Source organism: Caulobacter sp. DWP3-1-3b2 (assembly GCF_049896325.1).
GTDB lineage: Bacteria > Pseudomonadota > Alphaproteobacteria > Caulobacterales > Caulobacteraceae > Caulobacter.
In genome coordinates, this window is record NZ_JAFCUB010000003.1 from 176,299 (window position 1) to 199,136 (window position 22,838).

General features: G+C 66.1%; 21 protein-coding genes. 14 read left to right on the forward strand and 7 right to left on the reverse strand.

Annotation, left to right across the window (positions count from 1 at the left end; genetic code table 11):
- Positions 1 to 111: 111 nt before the first annotated feature.
- The 3 genes from ACP7AG_RS03425 to ACP7AG_RS03435 form a co-directional block, all read right to left on the reverse strand.
- Complete coding sequence (locus ACP7AG_RS03425; protein WP_426029784.1) at positions 112 to 894, reverse strand: acyl-CoA thioesterase; 783 nt, start codon at positions 892 to 894, stop codon at positions 112 to 114.
- A gap of 214 nt (positions 895 to 1,108) precedes the next feature.
- Positions 1,109 to 3,337 carry a DPP IV N-terminal domain-containing protein gene (locus tag ACP7AG_RS03430; RefSeq protein WP_426029785.1) on the reverse strand — a complete coding sequence of 743 codons (2,229 nt, stop codon included), beginning with the start codon at positions 3,335 to 3,337 and terminating at the stop codon, positions 1,109 to 1,111.
- A gap of 143 nt (positions 3,338 to 3,480) precedes the next feature.
- Entirely contained in the window at positions 3,481 to 5,853 is a 2,373-nt protein-coding gene (locus ACP7AG_RS03435; protein ID WP_426029786.1) for a TonB-dependent receptor, read from the reverse strand.
- A gap of 223 nt (positions 5,854 to 6,076) precedes the next feature.
- On the opposite strand from ACP7AG_RS03435, the gene ettA reads away from it, so the two are divergent.
- A complete protein-coding gene (gene ettA, locus ACP7AG_RS03440; RefSeq protein ID WP_426029787.1) occupies positions 6,077 to 7,744 on the forward strand; it encodes an energy-dependent translational throttle protein EttA in 1,668 nt (555 codons plus the stop codon).
- Between the two features lie 172 nt (positions 7,745 to 7,916).
- Here ettA and ACP7AG_RS03445 read toward each other — a convergent pair whose 3' ends face one another.
- Positions 7,917 to 8,342, reverse strand: coding sequence for a hypothetical protein (locus ACP7AG_RS03445; RefSeq protein WP_426029788.1), 426 nt, complete (start codon positions 8,340 to 8,342; stop codon positions 7,917 to 7,919).
- Positions 8,343 to 8,503: 161 nt separating this feature from the next.
- Between ACP7AG_RS03445 and ACP7AG_RS03450 the strand changes: the two genes are divergently transcribed.
- From ACP7AG_RS03450 to ACP7AG_RS03505, 12 genes are all read left to right on the forward strand, one after another.
- A complete protein-coding gene (locus tag ACP7AG_RS03450; protein WP_426029789.1) occupies positions 8,504 to 9,079 on the forward strand; it encodes a type 1 glutamine amidotransferase domain-containing protein in 576 nt (191 codons plus the stop codon).
- 107 nt (positions 9,080 to 9,186) lie between these two features.
- Positions 9,187 to 10,146, forward strand: coding sequence for a 2-hydroxyacid dehydrogenase (locus ACP7AG_RS03455; protein ID WP_426029790.1), 960 nt, complete (start codon positions 9,187 to 9,189; stop codon positions 10,144 to 10,146).
- A gap of 133 nt (positions 10,147 to 10,279) precedes the next feature.
- Positions 10,280 to 10,645, forward strand: coding sequence for a VOC family protein (locus tag ACP7AG_RS03460; RefSeq protein ID WP_426029791.1), 366 nt, complete (start codon positions 10,280 to 10,282; stop codon positions 10,643 to 10,645).
- 62 nt (positions 10,646 to 10,707) lie between these two features.
- The gene (locus ACP7AG_RS03465) at positions 10,708 to 11,685 is read left to right on the forward strand and encodes an ArsR/SmtB family transcription factor (protein ID WP_426029792.1); all 978 of its coding nucleotides are present in this window, start codon (positions 10,708 to 10,710) and stop codon (positions 11,683 to 11,685) included.
- Positions 11,682 to 12,641 (forward strand): methylenetetrahydrofolate reductase [NAD(P)H], encoded by a 960-nt coding sequence (gene metF / locus ACP7AG_RS03470; RefSeq protein ID WP_426013520.1) that lies wholly within the window; start codon positions 11,682 to 11,684, stop codon positions 12,639 to 12,641. Before ACP7AG_RS03465 ends, metF begins: the two co-directional genes overlap by 4 nt.
- A gap of 5 nt (positions 12,642 to 12,646) precedes the next feature.
- Positions 12,647 to 13,732: a homocysteine S-methyltransferase family protein gene (locus ACP7AG_RS03475; protein WP_426029841.1), complete on the forward strand. Its 1,086-nt coding sequence runs from the start codon at positions 12,647 to 12,649 to the stop codon at positions 13,730 to 13,732.
- A 108-nt stretch (positions 13,733 to 13,840) separates the two neighbouring features.
- The gene (locus tag ACP7AG_RS03480; protein WP_426029793.1) at positions 13,841 to 14,839 is read left to right on the forward strand and encodes a D-alanine--D-alanine ligase family protein; all 999 of its coding nucleotides are present in this window, start codon (positions 13,841 to 13,843) and stop codon (positions 14,837 to 14,839) included.
- Between the two features lie 2 nt (positions 14,840 to 14,841).
- On the forward strand, positions 14,842 to 15,240 hold the full coding sequence (locus ACP7AG_RS03485; RefSeq protein ID WP_426013515.1) for a DUF4259 domain-containing protein: 399 nt from the start codon (positions 14,842 to 14,844) through the stop codon (positions 15,238 to 15,240).
- On the forward strand, positions 15,237 to 17,906 hold the full coding sequence (gene metH, locus ACP7AG_RS03490; RefSeq protein ID WP_426029794.1) for a methionine synthase: 2,670 nt from the start codon (positions 15,237 to 15,239) through the stop codon (positions 17,904 to 17,906). Before ACP7AG_RS03485 ends, metH begins: the two co-directional genes overlap by 4 nt.
- On the forward strand, positions 17,846 to 18,445 hold the full coding sequence (locus ACP7AG_RS03495) for an HlyD family efflux transporter periplasmic adaptor subunit (RefSeq protein WP_426029795.1): 600 nt from the start codon (positions 17,846 to 17,848) through the stop codon (positions 18,443 to 18,445). Before metH ends, ACP7AG_RS03495 begins: the two co-directional genes overlap by 61 nt.
- Positions 18,446 to 18,519: 74 nt before the next feature.
- Positions 18,520 to 19,089: an SEL1-like repeat protein gene (locus ACP7AG_RS03500; protein WP_426029796.1), complete on the forward strand. Its 570-nt coding sequence runs from the start codon at positions 18,520 to 18,522 to the stop codon at positions 19,087 to 19,089.
- A 67-nt stretch (positions 19,090 to 19,156) separates the two neighbouring features.
- Positions 19,157 to 19,483: a hypothetical protein gene (locus tag ACP7AG_RS03505; RefSeq protein ID WP_426029797.1), complete on the forward strand. Its 327-nt coding sequence runs from the start codon at positions 19,157 to 19,159 to the stop codon at positions 19,481 to 19,483.
- 31 nt (positions 19,484 to 19,514) lie between these two features.
- Here ACP7AG_RS03505 and ACP7AG_RS03510 read toward each other — a convergent pair whose 3' ends face one another.
- On the reverse strand, positions 19,515 to 19,862 hold the full coding sequence (locus ACP7AG_RS03510; RefSeq protein WP_426029798.1) for a type II toxin-antitoxin system HicB family antitoxin: 348 nt from the start codon (positions 19,860 to 19,862) through the stop codon (positions 19,515 to 19,517).
- Positions 19,863 to 19,904: 42 nt separating this feature from the next.
- Positions 19,905 to 20,204: a Uma2 family endonuclease gene (locus tag ACP7AG_RS03515; protein ID WP_426013504.1), complete on the reverse strand. Its 300-nt coding sequence runs from the start codon at positions 20,202 to 20,204 to the stop codon at positions 19,905 to 19,907.
- Positions 20,205 to 20,252: 48 nt separating this feature from the next.
- Here ACP7AG_RS03515 and ACP7AG_RS03520 point away from each other — a divergent pair, with 48 nt between their 5' ends.
- Complete coding sequence (locus ACP7AG_RS03520; RefSeq protein WP_426029799.1) at positions 20,253 to 21,698, forward strand: GH1 family beta-glucosidase; 1,446 nt, start codon at positions 20,253 to 20,255, stop codon at positions 21,696 to 21,698.
- Between the two features lie 33 nt (positions 21,699 to 21,731).
- Here ACP7AG_RS03520 and ACP7AG_RS03525 read toward each other — a convergent pair whose 3' ends face one another.
- Positions 21,732 to 22,622, reverse strand: coding sequence for a hypothetical protein (locus ACP7AG_RS03525; protein ID WP_426029800.1), 891 nt, complete (start codon positions 22,620 to 22,622; stop codon positions 21,732 to 21,734).
- Positions 22,623 to 22,838 lie beyond the last annotated feature (216 nt).

Here is a 22,838-nt window from a genome sequence, read left to right on the forward strand (position 1 = left end):
CGTCTCCCCGGCGAGGGCCGGGGCCCAGGTGAAACCCACGAGCCGCCCCGGATGAATCTGGGTCCCGGCCTTCGCCGGGAAAACGGGCTCTGGGGGATTCTCCAGGGACATTCAGATGAACACCGCCACGGACTGACGCGCAACGATCAATGGCGTTCCGGCCGCGTCCCAGACCGCCATGTCCTGGGCGGAGTAGCCGTCCAGCACCGTGTCCGCCCGGCTTTTCATCAGGCGCCAGCCGTCGTCGTCCGCCGAGGGCTCGGCCAGCACGTCCAGCGACCAGGTCATGGTCGAGATCGGCGCCCGCTCCGGAAACAGCGTGATGGCCGGCGGGGGCAGGGCGTCGGCCAAAGCGATCAGGGCGGCCAAGGACCGGGCGGCGGGGTCCTTGTGGCGGATCCAGACCAGGAAATCCGGAGCGCCGGGCGCGCCGAGCCGCGTGCCGCCGGCCAGCTTGAACTCGAACTGCTGGGTGAAGTTGGGGCCGGCCCCGCTGGGGAAGAAGTCCGAGGCGTCAGCCAGGGGCGCGGCGGCTGGCATGGGCAGATCCACATGGCTCAGCCGCGAGTCCCGCGCCGCGCCGAAGGTCAGGATGGCGCGGGTGGACAGGCCCTGCTCGCCGAACAGGTCGACGCCCATGAACAGGGTAGACTTGCCGCGCCGCAGCAATTGCGTGCTGATCGCCAACTCGCCCGCCGCCGGTCCGACGAAGGCGAACTGGCCCGAACGCAGGGGCGGAGCGTCCGGCGCGGCCTTCAACGCCGCCTCTAGGCACAGCGCCGCCGACAGCCCGCCATAGGTGGTGCGGCCCTGCTGCCAGTCGGGGGTGACCTGGGCGGTGAAGCCGGTGTCGGTCGGGGCGAGGGCGGCGATCAGGTCGGTATAGGGGGTCAAGGCGCGTCCTTTTAGTTCGGACGCGAAGGTTCGTCGTCTTTCGCTACGGAAGTCAAATGGGCCGTCCTCCCCCTGTGCGGGAGGTGGTCGCGCAGCGACCGGAGGGGGGAGGTTTGGGATTGAAGATCGCAGGTCTGGCCATCGCCTAATCACTCCCCCCTCCGTCGGCTTCGCCAACACCTCCCCCACGGGGGGAGGATTTTGGGCTCCCGCCCTACCGCCCCTTCAACTGGCGATCGAAGAAGTCCAGGTGGGTCTTCAGCACGTGCAGGCCCTTGGTACGGCTGCCGGGGGCGCTGTGGCGCTCGCCGGGATAGAGCATCATCTCGAACGGCGTGGCGTTCTTCTGCAGGGCCGCGATCAGGCGGGTGCTGTTCTCGAAGATCACGTTGTCATCGGCCATGCCATGCAGCAGCAGCAAGCTGTTGGGCTTGAGGTTCTTCAGGCGATTGAGCGCGTCGGACCTGGCATAGCCGTCCTTGTTCTCGTCCGGCTTGCCCATGAACTGCTCGGTATAGTGGGTGTCGTACAGGCCCCAGGCCGTGGGCGGGGCGCCAGCCGCGCCGGCCTTGAACGGGGTGTCGGGCGCCGTCATCAGCATCAGGGTCATGAACCCGCCGTATGACCAGCCCATGACACCCAGATTCCCGGCGTCGACATAGGCCAGGGTCTGCAGGAACTTGGCCCCCACCAACTGGTCGTCGACCTCCACCGTCCCCATGCGGCGGTCCAGCGCCCGCTTGAACTTGGCGGAGCGGTTGGTGCTGCCGCGGTTGTCCAGCTTGAAGATGACGTAGCCGTCTTCGAGATAGGGCCGCTCGCGCACGCTCTGCCAACCCTTGTTCACCGTCTGGGCGTGTGGGCCGCCATAGACCGAAACGATGGCCGGGTATTTCTTCGCCGGATCGAAGCCGATCGGCTTGAGGATTTCGTAGTGCAGCACCTCGCCGTCGGCGGCCTTCAGCACGCCGTATTCCGGAACCGGCAGGGTCGCGGCATAGGGCCAGTAGGGATGGCCCTCGGCCAGCCTGTTTTCCTCGATCCAGCGCACGCGCTGGCCGTCGGGCGCGTAGAGCGCGGTCTGGGGCGGGGTCTTGATGTCGCTATAGCTGCCGGCGAAGGCGCCGTTGGGGGCGACCTTGGCGCTCCACCAGCCGCCGGCCGAGGTCAGGGCCTTGGGCGCGCCATTCTTTCCGCTGGCGGGCTTCCCGTAGGAGACTTCGTATATGCGGCGCTCCAGCGGCGTCTCGATCGAGGCGCTGAAGATCGCCACCTTGCGGGTCTCGTCGACGCCTTCCAGGTCGGCCATGGGCCAGTCGCCCTTGGTGATCTGGGCGATCAACTTGCCGGTGGCGGCGTGGTGATAGAGGTGCTTGTAGCCAGACTTTTCCGACGACCACAGGAAGCTGCCGTCTTTCAACGGCTTGAAATCGTCGTTCAGCTCCAGCCAGTGGGCGTCGGTCTCGGTCAGGATCGTCTTGCCCACGCCCGTCGCGGGGTCATAGGCGATCAGCTCGAGCGTCTTCTGATCGCGGGCCTGGCGCTGGACATAGAGAGTCTTGCCGTCGGCCGACCAGTCGACGCGGGCCAGATAGATGTCCTTGTTCGAACCCAGGTCGATCTGGATGGTCTTGCCCGAAGCCATGTCCTGGACGAACAGGTCGACCACGGCGTTGGGACGGCCGGCGCGCGGATAGCGCTGCTCGACCACCGTGGCGCCGCCCGGACCGATGTCGGCGCGCGGCACGATATCGACGCCGCTCTCATCGACGCGGGTATAGGCGATGCTCGTTTCGTTGGGGTTCCACCAGTAGCCGGTGAAACGGTCCATTTCCTCCTGAGCGACGAACTCGGCCACGCCGAACGACAGGGCGTCCTTGCCGCCAGCGGTCAAGGCCTTCTCGGCGCCGCCGGTGATCGGCTTGATGTAGAGGTTCTGGTCGCGGACATAGGAGACGAAACCGCCCTTGGGCGAGACCTTGGCGTCGACTTCGTCGCCGGGGGTCTCGGTCAGCCGGCTGACCTTGCCGTTTGCGACGCTGTCCAGATAGAGGTCGCCGTCCAGCGGCACGAGGATGAAGCGGCCCTGGCTGTCCCAGCTATATTCGACGATGCCGCGGGCCGAGACGCGGGCCCGTTCGCGGCGGGCCAGCTCGGCTTCCGACAGCGCCTTGGCGCCCGAGGACAGGGCCGCCGAGTCGATCAGGCGATAGGGCTCGCCGCCCGCCACGTCGGCCGCCCACAGGTCCTGGACATTGGCCGCGTCGGCCTTGCCCTTCAGATAGGTGACGCGCTTGCCGTCCGGCGACAGGGCTACGCCCTTGGCCGTGGGGCCCGACAGGGCCGGATCGGCGAAAACGCGTTCGGGGGTGAGGTTTTGCGCCAGGACCGGCGAGGAGAGGGCGAGGGCGGCCGTGATGGCCAGGAGCGAGGGTCTGATCATGGCGTGGGACGCTAGAGGTGCGTGGGGCGGTTGTCAGCAGGGAAAGTTAGCGTCTGTCCGCCCACCTAGCAGGGCAAGTGTTCGCCGCACGAAAAAGGGCCGGGATCGCTCCCGGCCCTTCGCTCATTTCGGGCGATGAACGACTAGAAGGCCTTCTTCACCGTCACGAACCCTTGGCGCGGCGGCGCCGTCAGCACCGTCTGAGCCGTGCCGGCGGCGTCATTATTGGCGAAACCGCCCGAACCAATGGTGGAGATATAGTCCTTGTCGGTCAGGTTGGTGATGTTGGCCTGGATTTCCAGACCCTTGGTCCAGACATTGTTATCAGGAAACCGATAGCCGACCGTCAGGTCCGCCACGGTGGTCGAAGGCGCCTGACCACCGATGTTTTCGTAGGTGTAGTAGCGCTTGTCGGTGTAGGCGACGCCTAGCTTGCCGTAGAAGCCGCTTTGCTCGAACGACACTTCGCCCTTGAAGATGTTCTTGGGCGTGTTGACGACGGTCTTGTCCTTTGTCTTGGCCTTGATCGTGCCGTCGGCGGCGACGACATCGTCCTCGTACTTCGAGTCGTTATAGGAGTAGGCGCCGTACAGCGACCAGGCGTCGGACAGGCGATAGGTTCCGGCCAGTTCCAAGCCCTTGGTCTCGACCGAACCGACGTTTGACAGCACCGGCGCGTTGCCTTGGATCGTCGCGCCTTGAGCCAGGGCCAGCAGGCGATCATCGAAGGCGACGTGATAGAAGGCCGCCACGCCCTGAAAGCGCTCGTTGTGGTAGCGGGCGCCCAGTTCGATGGTCTTGGAGCTTTCCGGGTTCAAGGTTTTGGCGATGTAGTCGACCCGAGCCTGGCTTTGCGAGGCGAACGGACCGGACGTGGCCGCCGAGACATAGGCGCCCATGTTCTCCGTATAGCCGGCAAACAGCTCTCCGCCGTTTTTCAGATCGTAGACCGCGCCGAACTGCGGCAGGAAGCTGTCCTTGGACTCGATCTTGCCCGACAGGGGAGAGCCGACCACGGTCTTGACGCCGTTCTCGACCTTGATGGCCTTGAAGCCGAAATTGACCTTCAGAGCATCCGTCGCGGTCCAGGTGTCTTCGATATGGGCCGTCGTGGTCTTGGTGTCGAAACTGTACTGCCACTGGGTGAAGAACGGGTTGGACTGGAAGTCCAGCGCGTCGCGCGAAGGTGCCGCGGCGGTCTCGGCGTAGAAGCGGCGTGCCTGGTTGAAGTCGTTCTGCTCGGTCCAGAACCCGCCGCTGACGATGTGGGCGCCCAGATCGACGGCTAGTTCGGCGATCAGGCCCTTGCGGTCGATATCGTACTCAGTGGAGCGGATCGATAGGGGGGCGGCCGTCGAACCCGCAGTTCCGAAGCCAGGGCTGGGCACATACGGCGTGTACCACAGGCCCTGACCCTGGTTGGTGTGACCATAGGCGGTGGCGGTGAGGCGGACCTTGTCGGTGATCGGCAGGTTCAGTCCCAGGCCGTAGAGGTCATCGTCGCGGATGCCGGCCCCGGCGTAATAGGAGTCGTCAACGCACTTGACCGGCGCCGGATAGGGATTCGTCCCCGTGCCCGTGTAGCAGCCGTTGCCGTCCAGCCGGGCCGAGCCGGCGGTGTAGTTCGCGGGGTTCAGATAGGCAGCCGCCGTGGACACCGCCGCCGCCCAGTTGGGCTGGAAATTGTCCCAGTCGCGGCCCAAGCGCTTGATCATGTCGAACGACAGGTCTTGGTAGTCTTGCTCGCGGCGCTCCGAGCGATTGTAGAAGGCGGTCAAGTCACCCTCGCCGACCGGCAAAACGACCTTGAGGTCATATTGGCGCTGCTTCTGCTCGCCGCCGCCCTTCCACTTGTCGGTGTTCTGGTCGGCGATCGACAGATAGCCGCGCAGGCCGCCCAGACCGGCGATGGCGCCACTGTCGACGCGGCCGAACAGCCGGTACATGCTTTCCGAACCCGCTGTAGCGTTGATCTGGGCGCCGAAGGCTTCGGAGGGATCGCGCGAGAAGAACTGCAGCGTACCGCCCAGGTTCGAGGTCGAGGCGGTGCCCAGCGCGCCGGCGCCCTGCGCCAGTTCAACCCGCCCGATGTCCTCGCTGGCGATGGCGCGGCTGATGTGTAGGCCGTTGTGGTTGCCGTAGCTCATGTCGCCTAGCGGCACGCCGTCCAGGGTGAAGCCCAGCTGGTTCTGATTGAAGCCGCGGATCGAGATGCGGGTCGACCATTCATAGGCGCCGAAGGCGTCGGCCGACTGGAAGGTCACGCCCGGAAGCTTGTCGATCGCCTTCAGGGGGCTGCTGCCGGCGGCTTCGAGCAGCAATTGCTCAGTCTTGAGGGTCTGGACCTGCCGGCTCTGACCTTGGCCCAACACGACGACGGCGTCGACTTCGTTGGCGTCGGCCGGAGCGTCGGCGCCGGGCGCTGGCGTGGCGGCGGAGACGGTCTCGGCGGCGAGGGCGGGCGCGGCCAGCAACAGCGCGCAGGCGGCGGCGCCCAGCATCAGGTGTTGTTTCATGATTGGATCCCCACGCCGGCGCTCAGGGAGAGCGGCGCCGGCTTAGGAACCTCGGGTAACAGCGCTGCGCGACAGTCCTTTGACGCTTTCGTGTCGGGTTTCCGACGGCGGCGCGACGCCGCCGTGACGCTCCGCCACGACCGCCGACATTGCGCAATCCCGCCCCGGGGGCTATCTGAGCGCCCGACCCCCCGATCCGATACGCAAGAGGCCGACGCCCCCCATGGCTCAGCAATATATTTTCCAGATGCAGGGCCTCACCAAGGCCTTCCCCGGTGGCAAGAAGATCTTCGAGAACATCTGGCTTTCGTTCTATTCCGACGCCAAGATCGGCGTCGTGGGCGTCAACGGCTCGGGCAAGTCGACCCTGCTGAAGATCATGGCTGGCCTTGACGACCAGTTTTCGGGCGAGGCCAAGGCCGCCGAGGGCATCCGGCGGGGCTACCTGCCGCAGGAGCCGGTGCTGGATCCGACCAAGGACGTCTGGGGCAATGTCATCGCCGACTGCGAGGACAAGCTGACCTTTGACAAGTACAACGAGATCGCCAACCGGCTCGGCGAGGACTATTCCGACGAGCTGATGGAGGAGATGACCAAGCTCCAGGAGATCATCGACGCCCGCGACCTGTGGGACATCGACTCCAAGGTCGAGATGGCCATCAACGCCCTGCGCTGCCCGCCCAACGACGCCAGCATCGAAGACCTGTCGGGCGGTGAAAAGCGCCGCATCGCCCTGGCGCGCCTGCTGCTCAGCAAGCCCGACATCATGCTGCTGGACGAACCCACCAACCACCTGGACGCCGAGTCCGTGGCCTGGCTGCAGCATCACCTGGAAAACTTCCCGGGCTGTGTGATCCTGGTCACCCACGATCGCTACTTCCTGGATCAGGTCACCAAGTGGACGCTGGAGCTCGATCGCGGCAAGGGCGTGCCGTACGAGGGAAATTATTCCGGCTGGCTGGAGCAGAAGACCAAGCGCGTCGTGCAGGAGCAGTCGGAGTCCGACAGCCGCCAGCGCGCCCTGACCCGCGAGCTTGAGTGGGTGCGTTCCAGCCCCAAGGCCCGTCAGGCCAAGTCCAAGGCCCGTCTGGCGAGCTATGATGAGATGGTCGCCGCCCAGGACAACGCCCGTCTGGCCCAGACCCACGCCCACATCCAGATCCCGCCTGGCCCGCGCTTGGGCAATCTGGTGCTGGAAGTCGAGAATCTGGAAAAGGAGTATGGCGACAAGGTGCTGTTCAAGGACCTGTCGTTCCGCCTGCCGCCGAACGGCATCGTCGGAGTCATCGGCCCCAACGGCGCCGGCAAGTCGACGCTGTTCAAGCTGATCACCGGCCGCGAACAGCCGGACGGCGGCACGGTCAAGGTCGGCGACACCGTCAAGCTTTCGTACGTCGACCAGTCGCGCGATGCGCTCGACGCCAACAAGACCATCTGGGAAGAGATCAGCGGCGGCACCGACATCATGATTGTCGGAAAGCGCGAGATTAACAGCCGCGCTTACGTGGGCAGCTTCAACTTCAAGGGCGCGGACCAACAAAAGAAGGTCGGCCTGCTGTCGGGCGGTGAGCGCAACCGCGTCCATCTGGCCAAGACCCTGGCCACCGGCGGCAATCTTCTGCTGCTCGACGAACCGACCAACGACCTGGACATCGAAACCTTGCAGGCCCTGGAAGAGGCCCTGGAGGAGTTCGCCGGCTGCGCCGTGGTCATCTCCCACGATCGCTGGTTCCTGGACCGCCTGGCCACCCATATCCTGGCCTTCGAGGGCGACAGCCACGTCGAGTGGTTTGAGGGTAACTTCGAGATGTATGAGGAAGACAAGAAGCGCCGCTTGGGCGCCGACAGCCTGATCCCCAAGCGCATTAAGTTCCAGAAATTCGCGCGCTAGAGAATTTCCCGACCTGACTGCGTCAGGCCGTGAGCTCTAATCTTTTGTTTTGACGCATTTTTCTTCACGAGAACCGGAACCACTTCGCTCGAAAAATGCTCTAACGCGCCGACTTTTTTCCGGACTCCGCGACAGGGCGGCCGCCAGGGCCGCCCTGTCATCGTTTCTGGATCTACTTTGGTTCGGTCATCGTGCCCGGCGTGGAGCTTGAGCCGGGAAGGTTCGAGCCGGGCTCGGGGCCAGTGGATTCTGGCATGGTCGGCGGTGTAGCCGGCATGCTGCTCGTGCTGTCGGAAGGCATGGTCGTGGTCGGCATGCTACCGGCCGGCGAGCCCATCGAGGCGCCGGTCATGGCCGGGGCTGCGGGCATGGTCGCCGAGGTGTCGCTCGACATGCCGGTCGAGGCCGAGCCGCTCCACCAGTCCTTGCTGGCCCGGACCTTGGGCGAGGCCTTGAGATAGGCGTCCAACTGCGAATAGGGGATCGGCTGCTTGGGTGCGGCGGCTGCGGCCGAAGCCTTGGCCTGCGGCGCGGCCGAAGCGGCGCCAGACAAGACCATGGCCAGCGCGGCGCCGGCGGCGAGCGTTCTGATCATCATGGGAATTCCTCCAGGATCTTCAGGCGTCGGGGCGGCGCCACGGACAAAACCCGTGGCAAGACAGGGAGTTCACAGCTTAACCTTGCGTGACTTGGGTGGGGGCCGGGAACCCCCGCGTCGTTGGTCGAGTTTGGATGGCGCATTGTTCGCAGGAGTCGCCCATGTCCAACCCACCCCTGACCGGTCGTCCGCCCTCGCTCATCGGCCGCAAGGTGGCCGTCCTGGCCACCGACGGTTTTGAGCAGTCGGAGCTGGATACGCCCGTCGAGGCCTTGAAGGCGGCGGGCGCCACCGTCGAGATCGTCTCGCCGAAGGCCGGCGAAATCCAGGGCTGGGAACATCAGGACAAGGGTCACGTCGTGCCGGTCGATCGCGGCCTGGCCAGCGCCGACCCCGCAGGATACGACGCCCTCGTCCTGCCGGGCGGTGTGATCAACCCCGACGCGTTGCGGATCGAGCCGGAGGCCATCGCCTTCATCAAGCACTTCGTGACCAGCGGCAAGCCGATCGCGGCGATCTGCCATGGCCCTTGGACGCTGATCAACGCCGGCGGCGTCGAGGGCAAGCAGATGACCTCCTGGCCATCGCTGGAGATGGACCTCCGCAACGCCGGGGCCTTTTGGGTGGATCGCGACGTGGTGGTCGACCAGGGGCTGGTGACCTCGCGCAAGCCCGACGACCTGCCGGCCTTCTGCGCCAAGATGATTGAGGAATTCGCCAAGGGACTACACAGCTAGGCAGTTATCTCCCTGCGGTTCTGGGTGGCGCGCGGTTGCAACTGGAGTAGTTTGCGTCGCGTTCCGGCGGCTCTATCTCGGGCTCCATCCCGGGATGGAGGAAGCGCATGCCGCAAACGCCCGCCGACAAGCCCCACATCCTGATCTCGCACGAGATGCTGACGCCGCTGCAGTCGATGCTGGAGGGCGCCTACGAGGTGCACCGCCTGTGGGACTATCCCGATCGGCTGGCGTTCTTGGAGGGGCCGGGACGAGAGGTGAGGGCCATCGTCCATGCGGGCGAGATGGTGCTGACCAAGGACCTGCTGTCGGAAATGCCCAAGCTAGGTCTGATCGCTTGCGTCAGCGTCGGCTATGACGGGATCGACGTGCCGTGGTGCAAGTCGCATGGCATCGCGGTCAGCCATTCGACGGGCCTCAATGCTGGTGATGTCGCCGATCACGCGGTGGGTCTGGTGCTGGCCGCCTGGCGGGGCGTCGTCGAGGGCGACACGCGGCTTCGCACCGGCCACTGGACCAACATGGAGCGGATGAGCCCCCGCCATGGCCTGCGCGGCCGCAAGGCCGGGATCGTCGGCCTGGGCCATATCGGCGAGGCGGTCGCCCGCCGGCTGGAAGCCTTCGAGCTCAAGATCGCGTGGTGGGCGCCCCGGCCCAAGGACACCGACCGGCCGCGCGCCGCGAGCCTGCTGGACCTGGCCCGCGACAGTGACATCCTGGTGGTCTGCGCCCGGCCCGACGCCAGCAACCGCCACATGATCGACCAGGCGGTGATCGAGGCGCTCGGGCCCCAGGGCCTGCTGGTCAATGTGGCGCGGGGCTCGCTGGTCGACGAGGACGCCCTGATCGCGGCGCTCAAGGACGGCCGGTTGGGCATGGCGGGGCTGGACGTGTTTGATCACGAACCGACCCCGGCCGCGCGTTGGGCCGGCGTGCCGCACACCGTGCTGACTCCCCACACGGCTGGCGCGACCCTCGACAGCATCCCCGCCATGGTCGGGCTGACTCTGGAGAACCTGCGGCGGTTCTTCAAAGGCGAAGGTCTGGCCTCGCCGGTCGAGGTTTAGGCGGGGAACGGCGCCGCAAAGGGCGTCGAACTGATCGAGGCTCTTGCGCCTTTGCTGACTTGGTCGGAAGCTTGGGCCCGGGATCTTGGGGCGCAAGACCTCGGGGCCGCCGATCGGGCGCGAGAGGGCTAGCATGGCGAAGGTGTTGGGACTGGGTGGGTTGTTCTTCAAGGCGGAGGATCCGGCCGCGGTTCGCGCCTGGTACGCCCGGGTGCTGGGCTTCGAAGTCCACGACTGGGGCGCCACCTTCAACCACCCGAAAACCGGCGCCGTGAGTTGGGCGCCATTCGCCGCCGACACTGGCTATTTCGAGCCGTCGGGCGCTTCGTTCATGATCAATTTCATCGTCGATGACCTGGACGGCGTGCTGGCGAGGGCCGCAGCCGAAGGGGTTGAGCCGACGGGTCGACAGGACGAGGATCTGGGCCGTTTTGCCTGGTTGATCGACCCTGCTGGGGTGAAGATCGAACTCTGGCAACCGGCGCCTGAGGAGGCCTGAAGCCGAGGCGGCGCAACAAAATCCACTTGCAAAAAGGGACATAAAGATATCTTTATATCCCCATGAAGGCGTCATCCGAAAAGGTTGTGGATCTGCTGCGCGCGGCCGGGGAATCGACCCGTCTGCGCGTGCTGGCGCTACTGGCCCATGAGGAACTGTCGGTGCTGGAGCTGTGCCGAATCCTCGATCAGAGCCAACCCCGCGTATCACGCCATCTGAAGCTGCTGGCCGAGGCCGGGCTCGTCGAACGCTTTCCCGACGGCGCCTGGGTCTTCTACCGTCTGGCCGCCAAATCGCCGGGCCGGGCCCTGATCGCCCAGGCGCTGGACCTGATTGACGCCGCAGATCCGGCCGCGCGCGCTGACGGCGAGAAGCTGGCCCGGGTGCGGACCGAGCGCGCCGCCGGCGCCCAGGCCTATTTCGCCCGCAACGCCGCGCGCTGGAACGAGATTCGCTCGCTCTATGTCGATGAAGCCGAGGTCGAGGCCGCTATCCTGCAGGCGGCCGGTGAGGGGCCCTTCGATGAGATGGTCGACCTGGGGGCCGGCGCGGGTCGCATGCTGACCCTGCTGGGCCGTCGGGCGGGCACGGCTTTGGGTTTGGATCTTTCACAACAGATGCTCAACATCGCCCGCGACGAGGTGGCCAAGGCAGGCCTGGTCCAGTGCGAATTGCGACATGGCGACATCTTCGCCACCGGCCTGCCGGGCGGTTGCGCCGATCTGGTGACCGTTCACCAAGTGCTGCACTATCTCGGCGACCCGGCTGCGGCCGTGGCTGAGGCCGCCCGACTGGTGGCCGACGGCGGCCTGCTGTTGATCGCCGATTTCGCGCCGCATGATCACGAGTTCCTGCGTGAGGCGCACCAGCATCGCCGCCTGGGCTTCGCCGACGGCGAGATCACCGCCTGGGTCGAGGCTGCGGGCCTGGTGCTCGACAGCAACATCGCCCTGCCGCCGACCAGCAACGAAGGGCTCACCGTCAAGATCTGGACGGCTCGCCGTCCCGCTATCAAGACCGCCGAAAGAAGCGCCGCATGACGACCCCGCTCGACCCCCGTGTGCTCGACCCCCGCGTCCTTGGCCCGGTCGCCCGCGCCGGCGAACGCACCGACCGCCCGCGCGTCTCGTTCGAGTTCTTCCCGCCGAAGACCGAGCAAATGGAGGAGAACCTGTGGGCGGCGATCAATCGGCTGGCTCCGCTGGATCCGGCCTTCGTCTCGGTGACCTATGGGGCCGGCGGCTCGACCCGCGAGCGCACCCACCGCACGGTCAAGCGGATCCTCGAAGAGACCAGCCTCAAGCCCGCCGCCCACCTGACCTGCGTCGGCGCCAGCCGCGCCGAGGTCGATGAGGTGATCCGCGAATATTGGGAGACCGGCGTACGCCACGTGGTGTCGCTGCGCGGCGACCCGCCCCCCGGCGAGGGCGGCATCGGCGGCGTCTATGTGCCCCGCGAAGACGGCTACAAGAACGCCACCGAGCTGACCTCGGCCTTGAAGGCCGTCGCGCCGTTCAATGTGCTGGTCGGGGTCTATCCGGAAAAGCATCCCGAAAGTCCGTCGATCGAGCACGACATCGAGGTGCTGAAGGCCAAGATCGACGCCGGGGCCACGCTGGGCATCAGCCAGTTCTTTTTTGACACCGACGCCTTCCTGCGGTTCGTCGACAAGGTCCGCGCCGCCGGCATCACCATCCCGATCGTGCCGGGCATCATGCCGGTGACCAACTTCAAGGGCCTGGTGAAGATGTCCAGGGCCTGCGGCACGGCTGTGCCTGGCTGGCTGGCCAATCTCTTCGACGGCCTGGACGACGACGCCGACACCCGTCGCCTGCTGGCCTGTTCGGTGGCCGCCGAGATGTGCGCCAAGCTGCAAGAGCAGGGCTTTTCGGACTTCCACTTCTACACCCTCAACCGGGCCGACCTCGTCTACGCCATCTGCCGCGTGCTGGGCGTCCGCGAGACCGTCCCGGCGCCTTCGGAGGCCGCCGCGTGACCGATCTGACCACCCGCCCAGATCTTTCGACAAGAAGGGGCCGCGTCGCGGCCCTGAGGGCCGCCGCCAAGGAACGCATCTTGATCCTCGACGGCTCGTGGGGCGTGATGTTCCAGAAGCGCAAGCTGAGCGAGGTCGACTACCGCGCCGAGCGCTTCGCCGACTATGACGGCCAGATGAAGGGCAATAACGACATCCTCTGCCTGACCCGGCCCGACATCGTCGCCGACCTGCACCACCAGTATTTCGCGGCCGGCGCCGACATCTCCGAGACCAATACGTTTTCCGGCACCACCATCGCCCAGGCCGACTATCGCCTCGGGGCCGACGTGGTGCGCGACATCAATTACGAGGGCGCGCGCATCGCCCGCGCCGTGGCCGACGAGTGGCTGGCCAGGGAGCCGGAAAAACCGCGCTTCGTGGCCGGCTCGATGGGGCCGCTCAACGTCATGCTGTCGATGTCGTCGGACGTGAACGATCCCGGCGCGCGCAAGGTCACATTCGACCAGGTCTACCAGGCCTATCGCGAGCAGGTGGCGGCGCTGCACGACGGCGGGGTGGACCTGTTCCTGATCGAGACCATCACCGACACGCTGAACTGCAAGGCCGCGATCAAGGCGATCATGGACCTGGTCGACGAGGGCTATGAGGAACTGCCGATCTGGATTAGCGGCACCATTACCGACCGCTCGGGCCGAACCCTGTCAGGCCAGACGGCGGAAGCCTTCTGGAACTCGATCAAGCACTGCAAGCCGTTCGCCGTGGGCTTCAACTGCGCCCTGGGCGCCGACCTGATGCGGCCGCACATCGCCGAGATGGCTCGCATCGCCGACACCCTGGTCGCGGCCTATCCCAATGCTGGCCTGCCCAACGCCATGGGCGAATATGACGAGGAGCCGCACCAGACCGGCCACCAACTGCACGAGTGGGCCAAGGACGGCATCGTCAACATCCTGGGCGGCTGCTGCGGCACCACGCCGGACCACATCAAGCATGTGGCCGACGAGGTGCGCGGCGTGAAGCCCCGCGCGATCCCCGAGCGCCCGAAGGCCATGCGCCTGGCGGGGCTTGAGCCGTTCGAGCTGGCCTAGGGGCTCCGATCCGATCGCATCGGATCAGGCCTCTCGATCATTGTTTCCACGCATTTTCTTCACGCGAACCGAACGCCGCTTGGCTTGAAATGCTTTAGAGATTTCACGATGCGCACCACCATTCTCTTCGGCGGCATGAGCCGCGAGCGTCTCGTCTCGGTAGCCAGCGCCAAGGCCTTGGCCACGGCCTTGCCAGGCGCCGACCTGTGGTTCTGGGCCCCGGACGACAAGGTCTATGTCGCCAGCGACGCGGTGCTTCAGGCCCATCAGCGGCCGTTCGAGCTGGACCTGCCCACCGAAGGGGCGTCGATTGGCGGCATCGAGGCGGCGCTCGACAAGGCCAAGGCCGAGGACCGCGTTCTGGTGCTGGGCATGCACGGCGGCGAGGCCGAGAACGGCGACCTGGCCGCCCTGTGCGAGGCGCGGCGCGTGGCGTTTACCGGTTCGGACTCCAAGTCCAGCCGCCTGGCTTTCGACAAGATCGCGACCAAGGTCGCCGTGGCTCAGGCCGGCGTCGATGCGCCTTCGACGGTCGAACTGGCGGACGCCGAAGCGGCGCTGGCCAAGTACGGCAAGCTGGTCGCCAAGCCGGTGGCCGATGGCTCCAGCTACGGCCTGATCTTTGTCAACGGTCCCGCCGATCTGGAAACCCTCGAAGAGGCCGCCGGCTCGGCAGCCTATGTCATCGAACCCTTCGTGGCTGGGTTGGAGGCCACCTGCGGCGTGCTCGAACAGGCCGACGGTTCGCTGATCGCTCTGCCGCCGGTCGAGATCCATCCCGCCGACGGAGCCTTCGACTACGCCGCCAAATACCTAGCGGCGGCGACCCGTGAGATCTGCCCCGCCACCTTCCCCTCGGAGATCATCGCCGCCATCCAGACTTGCGCTCTCAAGGCCCACGAAACCGTGGGGGCCGGCGGCTATTCGCGCAGTGACTTCATCGTCACGCCGAACGGCCCGATCTTCCTGGAGATCAACACCCTGCCAGGCATGACCGCAGCGTCCCTCTATCCCAAGTCGCTGAAAGCCCAGGGGATCGCCTTCACCGACTTCCTGGCCGGCCAGATCACCTTGGCGACGGCCCGCGCCAAGACCGAGGCGGTTTGAGCATGGCCTGGGCGAGCGGACTGTTCGACAATGACGAGGCGATGGATTTCGTCGGCGACCTGGCCGAGGCGCCGGACTGGCGCACGGTCGTCCAGATGCTGGACCATGTGACGAAGACGGCCGGCTATCTGGAAGCCCCCGAGGGCGAGATCGCCGTGGCAGCTGCGGCGATCGTCGCCGCATCGGTCGGCGACGTCACCATCCTGCCCGACAGCCACCGCGACCTGAAGACGGCGCTGGGCGCGGCTCCGGACGGCGCGGTCGCCCTGGCGCGCTCGGCCCTGGCGCGCGTCGTCGGCCCGGCCTCCGAACTCGACGAACTGTGGCAGGAGGGGGAGGATCACGACGCGTGGCTCACCCAGATCGCCGCCCTGCAAACGACCTTGAGTGCCGCGAAATGAGACCTGTCTTCGTCAATATCGGTGAGCGCACCAACGTTACTGGCTCGGCCAAGTTCAAGAAGCTGGTCATCGACGGCGACTATCCGGCCGCCCTGTCGGTGGCCCGCCAGCAGGTCGAGGCCGGGGCCCAGGTCATCGACGTCAACATGGACGAGGGCCTGCTCGACTCCAAGCAGGCGATGATCACCTATCTGAACCTGATGGCGGCCGAGCCCGACATCGCGCGGGTGCCGGTGATGATCGACAGCTCTAAGTGGGAGGTGATCGAGGCCGGCCTGAAGTGCGTCCAGGGCAAGGCGATCGTCAATTCGATCTCGATGAAGGAGGGGGAAGCCAAGTTCATCGAACAGGCGAAGCTATGCCTGCGCTACGGCGCGGCCGTGGTGGTCATGGCCTTCGACGAGCAGGGCCAGGCCGACACCGCCGCCCGTAAGATCGAGATCTGCGAGAAGGCCTATCGCATCCTGGTCGACAAGGTGGGCTTCCCGGCCGAAGACATCATCTTCGACCCCAACATCTTCGCCGTGGCGACGGGCATCGAGGAGCACGACAACTACGCCGTCGACTTCATCGAGGGCACGCGAGAGATCAAGAAGCGCTGTCCCTACGCCCGCATCAGCGGCGGGGTGTCGAACGTCTCGTTCAGCTTCCGTGGCAACGAGCCGGTGCGACGGGCCATCCACTCGGTGTTCCTGTACCACGCCATCGCGGCGGGCATGGACATGGGCATCGTCAACGCCGGCGACCTGCCGGTCTATGATGCGCTGGACGCCGAACTGCGCGAGGCCGTCGAGGACGTGATCCTCAACCGCCCGCAGCGCACCAACGTCACCAACACCGAGCGGCTGGTCGACCTGGCCCCCAAGTACAAGGGCGACAAGAGCCAGGTCCAGACCGCCAATCTCGAATGGCGCAAGGGCACGGTCAACGAACGCATCACCCACGCCCTGGTCAACGGCATCACCGAATTCATCGAGGCGGACACCGAGGAGGCGCGCCTGTCGGTCGAGCGACCGCTACACGTCATCGAAGGCCATCTGATGGACGGCATGAACGTGGTCGGCGACCTGTTCGGCTCGGGCAAGATGTTCCTGCCGCAGGTGGTCAAGTCGGCCCGCGTCATGAAGCAGGCCGTGGCCTGGCTGGAGCCGTTCATGGAGGCCGAGAAGGCCGGCAAGCCGCGCGTCCAGGCCGGCCGCATCCTGATGGCCACGGTAAAGGGCGACGTCCACGACATCGGCAAGAACATCGTTGGCGTGGTGCTGCAGTGTAACAATTACGAGGTCATCGACCTGGGCGTGATGGTCCCGGCCGACCGCATCTTGGAAGAGGCCAAGAAGCACAACGTCGACATGATCGGGCTGTCGGGTCTGATCACCCCGTCGCTGGACGAGATGGTGTTCGTGGCCGCCGAGATGGAGCGCCAGGGCTTCACCATGCCGCTGCTGATCGGCGGCGCCACAACCAGCCGCACTCACACGGCGGTCAAGATTGAGCCGGCCTATTCTAAGGGCTCGACCACCTATGTGCTGGACGCCAGCCGGGCGGTGGGCGTGGTCTCGGGCCTGCTGTCGCTCAGCGAGCGCGACCGCCTGCAGGCCGAGACGCGCACTGAGTATGTCCGCATCCGCGAGCAGTATGCGCGGGGGCAGAGCAACAAGGCGCGCACCAGCATCGCCGATGCCCGCAAGAAGAAGTTCGAGATCGAGTGGGCCGGCTACCAGCCGCCCAAGCCCAGCTTTATCGGCGTGCGGACCTTCGAGCCGTCGCTGGCCGAGCTGGTCCCGTTCATCGACTGGTCGCCGTTCTTCGCCAGCTGGGAGCTGATCGGCCGCTTCCCACAGATCCTGGAGGACGACGTGGTCGGCGTGGCCGCCACCGACCTCTATCGCGAAGCCCGCGAAATGCTCGACAAGGTGGTCGCCGAAAAGTGGTTCGGGGCCAAGGGCGTGATCGGCTTCTGGCCGGCCCAGGCCGACGGCGACGACATCGTTCTGTACACTGACGAAAGTCGCAAGACCGAGCTGTCGCGCCTGTTCACCCTGCGCCAGCAGATGGACAAGGGCGCCGGCAAGATGAACGCCGCCCTGGCTGACTTCGTCGCGCCGATCGGGCACGGCCCAGACTATGTCGGCGGCTTCGCCGTCACCGCCGGCCATGGCGAGGACGAGATCGTCAAGCGCTTCAAGGACGCCGGCGACGACTACAGCGCCATCATGGCCAGCGCCCTGGCCGACCGCCTGGCGGAGGCCTTCGCCGAGTGGCTGCACTACCAGGCCCGCGTCGAGCTGTGGGGCTACGCCGCCAATGAGGCCCGCGACACCGACGTGATGATCGCCGAAAAATACCAGGGCATCCGCCCGGCCCCCGGCTATCCCGCCCAGCCCGACCATACCGAGAAGGGCACGCTGTTCAAGCTGCTCGACGCGGAAGCGGCCACCGGCATGATTCTGACCGAGAGCTACGCGATGAGCCCCGGCGCGGCGGTGTCGGGCTTCTATTTCAGCCATCCGAAGTCGCACTATTTCGGCGTTGGCAAGGTCGATCCCGATCAGGTCGAGGACTATGCCCGCCGCAAGGGCTGGGACCTGGCCTATGCGGAGAAGTGGCTGTCGCCGATCCTCAACTACACCCCCGGCGCCAAGGCGCGGGGGGAGGCGGCTTAGCCGCCCAGGAACGGGCCGAGGCCGAAGGCCTGGCCGCCACCCGGGGCGACGCCCTGCGCAAGGCCCAGCAGAAGCGCGGCCTGCAGACCCTGACCGCCCCGGTCGGCGGCATCGTCCAGGCCGTTTCGGTGACGACGCTGGGCGAGGTGGCCGAGACCGGCAAGCCGGTCGTCACCCTGGTGGCCGACGGCGAGGCCCTGGTGGTCGAGGCCCTCGTTTTGGGCCGCGACATCGGCTTCGTCCACACCGGCGACCCCGCCGTCGTCAAGCTGGAGGCCTATCCGTTCACCCGCTACGGCACGCTGAGCGGCCAAGTGATCCAGGTCTCGCCGGACGCCATCGTCGATGAAAAAAGGGGCTTGGTGTTTCCCGTCAGGGTGAAGCTGTCACGGGCGCGTCTTACGGTTGACGGCCGGCAAGCTTTGCTGTCGGCTGGCATGAGCGCTTCGGTCGAGATCGTGACGGGGAAACGGCGGGTGATTGATTTTGTGTGGTCGCCGGTGGCGAAGACGGTCTCAGAGGCGGGGAGAGAGCGGTGAGGAACGGATATCGACGGCCTTCCCCCCCGACCCGTGCGGGGGCCTCCCTGGCAGCGGCCTGCTTGGTCGCATCGATGTCGTTTGGCTTCGCCTGGAGTGCGCCTCCCAAGACGTCGCGGACCAAGCAGGAGCCTCCCAGTCTCTACTTCTGGCGTAACGAACGCCCTCACAACCAGCTTCAGTTCGAGACGGTGGAAGGCTACCTCTACAACATGCAAGAAAGGCAGCGTCGCGTCGTTCCCACGAGGACCGCCAGCGCCTATTCCGCCGCCCAACTGCGCACATGGGCCCAGCGCGGCGACTTGATCGCGAACTTCATCATCGCCGGGCAGCTCCGAGGTTCGCTCAACGCGCAGACCATAAACAGCCAGCAGGACGAGGCCGCGCTGGCGCGATCACTCCCGTTCTATGAACGCGCCGCACAACCGTCGCCATGCGCCGGCATCCTGGCGAGCGAAAAGAAAATCCGGGAGTTCCTTGGTTGCAGCAAAGGTCTCCCCGAAGCCCAATACGTCTTGGCCGTTTGCTACAAATACGGACTTCTTGGCTGCCGCCAAGACGACGCCCTATCCTTAAAATACTGCACCCTGAGTAAAGGGCAAGGATACATCCCGTCCGAAAACCTATGCCGATCTGAGGATTGAAATGCCAAACCCCACGAAGGCTGTTCGTCCTGAATTCGTCGCCCAGTCATTGCCGGGCGGAGACACCTTGATCACTCTCGTCAGCGGATCGGCGGCGAACGTCGGAATTACTCTGCCGCGCATCGTCCTGGGACCGGGCACCACGACCACCAGCGTGTCGGCCTTCGTGGAAGGCCTTGAGGCTCTCTACTGGCACTCGGACACCGCGAGCCCGATCGACTCGGTGACACAGTTCACGGACTACGCCACCAAGGGATGGGACGTGCGGGTCGATTTCGGCGCCACCGGCAAGAATGGTGCGCGTGGGGGAGCGGCGTCGGCCGTCTGGAACAAGGAGAAATGGAGACACACACTCTATTTTCTCGGCGCCATAGATCTTCGAGTGGAAGCCTAGGCGCGGCGGCATCGAGCATAGCGACCCCCCTTTAAGCGGCCTCGATCTCCCGCGTCGCCGCGTCTCGCAACTTCTCCTCTGTCCAGCCCGCCAAGGTTTTGCCTGCCAGTTCCGCCGCCAAGGCGGCGCGGGCGTGAACGACCGGATCGACACGGACCATGATCTGGCCGGAATAGGGCTTTTCCGGCTTCTTTCCGGCCTTGGCGCAGGTGGCGATGTAGTCGGCGACGGCCTCGTGGAAGGCGGCCTTCAGGTCGCTGACGCTGTCGGCGTGGAAGCCGACGATGTCATTGACCCCGGCGAGGCGGCCGATGAAGATCTCATCCTCGTCGTCGAATTCGGCCCGAGCCGTGTAGCCGTTGTGCTTCATGACATTCATGGCGTCACTCCAATCGCCGCGAGGGTCGTTCCGGCCGACTTGTCAGGCGTCGCCGAGCAACTCCGCCAGCCGCATCGCCAACTCCGGCGCCAACAGTGCGGCCACCTCGGCGTCGGCTCCGAACGCCTTGACCGAGCGATAACGCTCGTCCGTCGGGTCGCGATGGACGATCATCCGCCGGGCCGCGACATCGACCACCCAGTAGGCGCGGAGGCCGTGGTCGGCATAGATCGCGGTCTTCAAGCCCAGGTCGCGTGACAGGCTTTCGTCGCTGACCTCGACGATCAGGGTGACGTCGCCGCCCGACAAGTCCTGCGGCTTGAGGCAGCGCTTTGCGATCATCTTCGCCGCAACGAAGACGCGCGATCTTCAACGGAGCAAGGGGTGGGCGTGGACAAGGGTGTCAACCGCAGAGCCTTGGGCGTCCTGGCGGTCGGTGGTGCGGCCGGGCTTGGCCTCAGCGGCTGCGACCGCGCCGGCAAGACCGAGGTCGCGATCAAGTCTCGACAATTCCCCGACGACTTCGTCTGGGGCGTGGCCACGGCGGCCTTTCAGACCGAGGGCTCGCCCACCGCCGACGGGCGCGGCCCCAGCATCTGGGATACCTTCGAGAAGCAGCCGGGCCGGATCAAGGACGGCTCGACCGCCGATCTGGCCACAGACAGCTACCGTCGCTACGCCGAGGATATCGACCTGATCGCCGGGGCGGGGCTGAAGGCCTTCCGCTTCTCGATGTCGTGGTCGCGGGTGCTGCCCACCGGGTCAGGCACGGTCAACGCCGCGGGCTTGGACCATTACGAGCGCCTGGTCGACGCCTGCCTGGCCAAGGGCGTCACGCCCTACGCTACCCTGTTCCACTGGGACCTGCCCCAGGCCCTGCAGGACAAGGGCGGTTGGAGCGCGCGCGACACCGCCCAGAGCTTCGCCGACTACGCCGTCGCCGTCGGCCAGCGGATGGGCGACCGGCTCAAGCACATAATCACCCTCAACGAGCCGGCGGTGCACACCGTCTTCGGCCATGTGCTGGGCGAGCACGCGCCGGGCCTGAAGGACATCGCCCTGCTGGGACCAACCACCCACCATATGAACCTCGCGCAGGGCCTGGCGATCCAGGCCCTGCGCGAGGGGCACGACGATCTGAAGATCGGCACGACCCTGGCCCTGCAGCCATGTCGCCCGGCCGGCGGAGCGCTGGCCTTCTGGAACCGCCCGGCGTCCGGCGGCCTGGATGCGCTGTGGAACCGGGCGTGGCTGGGTCCCCTGCTGAAGGGCGTCTATCCGGCTTTGATGGATGATTTCCTGAAGGGGCATGTGCAGGACGGCGACCTTGCCAAGATCCGCCAGCCGGTAGACTTCCTGGGGGTGAACTACTACTCGCCGGCCTATGTGAAGATCGACCTGGGCTCGCCCAGCCACGTCGCGCCCGCCGCCCCGCCGCCCGGGGCCGAGCTCGACGCCTTTGGCCGCCAGATCGACCCCTCGGGCCTGGCCCAGGTGCTGGACATGCTGCGCCACGACTACGGCAACCCGGCGGTGATGATCACCGAGAACGGCTGCTCGGACGCCTTCGGCCCGGGTCCAGCGGTGCTCGACGACGGCTTCCGCAGCCAGTATCTGCGCCGCCACCTCGAGGCGGTGAAGGGGGCGATGGAGGCAGGCTCCCGGATCGGCGGCTATTTTACCTGGACTCTGATCGACAACTGGGAATGGGACCTGGGCTTCACGTCCAAGTTCGGCTTGGTGGCGATGGACCGAACCACGGGCGTGCGAACGCCCAAGGCGTCCTATGCGTGGTTCAAGGCGCTGGCGGAGAGCGGGGCGCTGCCGGTAAAATAACCCTCTCATCTGGAGAGGGTCTCAACGCCGCCCTTAGTCCGGCTTGCAGACCAGTACGTTCTTGCCGCCGCGCTTGCCGGGCGCGAGGCTGCCGGCGCAGGGCTGGGGATTGTTGGGGTCGATGATGATCTCTCCCTTCTCGGCCAGCGGCAGTGCGGGCGGCTTGGCGCCAGGCTTCGCCGCCGTCTTCGCCCCAGGCTTCGCCGCCGTCTTCGCAGGCGTGACCTTGGCGGAAACCGGCTTGGCCTTCGCCGCGACAGACTTGGCGATCGGAGCCGGCTTCGGCGTGTCGGCGACCGGGGTTTCAGCCGCTGTAGCCTCCTGAGGCGAGGGCTCCGTCGCAGCCGGGACGGGTGCGGATTCGGTCGGCGCGAGAACCGGAGCCTCGTCCTTCTTGACGTTGTAGTTCAGGGCTTGGCCGAACAGGTTGGACTTGGTCTCCAGGGTCTTGGCGCGGGACTCGCAGTCGCCTGGGGGCGACCAACTCATCCACACCTGAGCCAGGCGGGCCTTGTCGACCTGCTCGGAGCCGCCCCAGACCGAACGGCCCTTCTTGATCGCCGCCGCGCCATATTCGGAGATCGGACGGGGGCTGGCCTTCTCGGCCGCCACAATCGCCGACCGATAGATCTTCAGGTCGCTCTGGGCCTGAGTGCGCAGGGCCGGATATTCCTTCATTGCAGCGGAAAATCCGTCGGGGCCGGGGAAGGCCTTCTCGATGCGAGTCACTTCCGGCAGGACCTTGTCGTACAGCTCGACATAGCCGCCCAGCGCGCCGTAACACCAACCGACATAGCCATAGTCGTCGGTCGGCGGCGTGGGCGCGGCGGTCGTGCGGACCGGGGGAGCGGAGGCGACCGGCGCGGTGGACACGGGAGCGTCCTGGGCCAGCAGGGCCAGGGCGAGAAGGAAAGCGGTCGCCATGCGGGCGGAAGTCCTCTTGATAGGGCGTCGATCTACAAAGTCGGGCGCGTTGAGTTAGAGCCTTTCCGGCCGCAATGGGACCGGAGCATGGCGCCGGGGGCGTTTCAACCCGCCCACGCTCAAGCGTGACCATAACGACGTGGACGGCCAAAACGCTCCCCCGGCCCGCGAATATTTCCGGCGAGCGTCGGACAGACTGTTACCAATTTTCAATGT

What these genes read in the sequence shown, in the direction of transcription:
- ACP7AG_RS03430 (WP_426029785.1), bottom strand. Translation starts at nt 3,337, where the DNA reads ATGATCAGACCCTCGCTCCTGGCCATCACGGCCGCCCTCGCCCTCTCC.
- ACP7AG_RS03435 (WP_426029786.1), bottom strand. Translation starts at nt 5,853, where the DNA reads ATGAAACAACACCTGATGCTGGGCGCCGCCGCCTGCGCGCTGTTGCTG.
- ettA (WP_426029787.1), top strand. Translation starts at nt 6,077, where the DNA reads ATGGCTCAGCAATATATTTTCCAGATGCAGGGCCTCACCAAGGCCTTC.
- ACP7AG_RS03445 (WP_426029788.1), bottom strand. Translation starts at nt 8,342, where the DNA reads ATGATGATCAGAACGCTCGCCGCCGGCGCCGCGCTGGCCATGGTCTTG.
- ACP7AG_RS03450 (WP_426029789.1), top strand. Translation starts at nt 8,504, where the DNA reads ATGTCCAACCCACCCCTGACCGGTCGTCCGCCCTCGCTCATCGGCCGC.
- ACP7AG_RS03455 (WP_426029790.1), top strand. Translation starts at nt 9,187, where the DNA reads ATGCCGCAAACGCCCGCCGACAAGCCCCACATCCTGATCTCGCACGAG.
- ACP7AG_RS03460 (WP_426029791.1), top strand. Translation starts at nt 10,280, where the DNA reads ATGGCGAAGGTGTTGGGACTGGGTGGGTTGTTCTTCAAGGCGGAGGAT.
- ACP7AG_RS03465 (WP_426029792.1), top strand. Translation starts at nt 10,708, where the DNA reads ATGAAGGCGTCATCCGAAAAGGTTGTGGATCTGCTGCGCGCGGCCGGG.
- metF (WP_426013520.1), top strand. Translation starts at nt 11,682, where the DNA reads ATGACGACCCCGCTCGACCCCCGTGTGCTCGACCCCCGCGTCCTTGGC.
- ACP7AG_RS03480 (WP_426029793.1), top strand. Translation starts at nt 13,841, where the DNA reads ATGCGCACCACCATTCTCTTCGGCGGCATGAGCCGCGAGCGTCTCGTC.
- ACP7AG_RS03485 (WP_426013515.1), top strand. Translation starts at nt 14,842, where the DNA reads ATGGCCTGGGCGAGCGGACTGTTCGACAATGACGAGGCGATGGATTTC.
- metH (WP_426029794.1), top strand. Translation starts at nt 15,237, where the DNA reads ATGAGACCTGTCTTCGTCAATATCGGTGAGCGCACCAACGTTACTGGC.
- ACP7AG_RS03500 (WP_426029796.1), top strand. Translation starts at nt 18,520, where the DNA reads ATGTCGTTTGGCTTCGCCTGGAGTGCGCCTCCCAAGACGTCGCGGACC.
- ACP7AG_RS03510 (WP_426029798.1), bottom strand. Translation starts at nt 19,862, where the DNA reads ATGAATGTCATGAAGCACAACGGCTACACGGCTCGGGCCGAATTCGAC.
- ACP7AG_RS03515 (WP_426013504.1), bottom strand. Translation starts at nt 20,204, where the DNA reads ATGATCGCAAAGCGCTGCCTCAAGCCGCAGGACTTGTCGGGCGGCGAC.
- ACP7AG_RS03525 (WP_426029800.1), bottom strand. Translation starts at nt 22,622, where the DNA reads ATGGCGACCGCTTTCCTTCTCGCCCTGGCCCTGCTGGCCCAGGACGCT.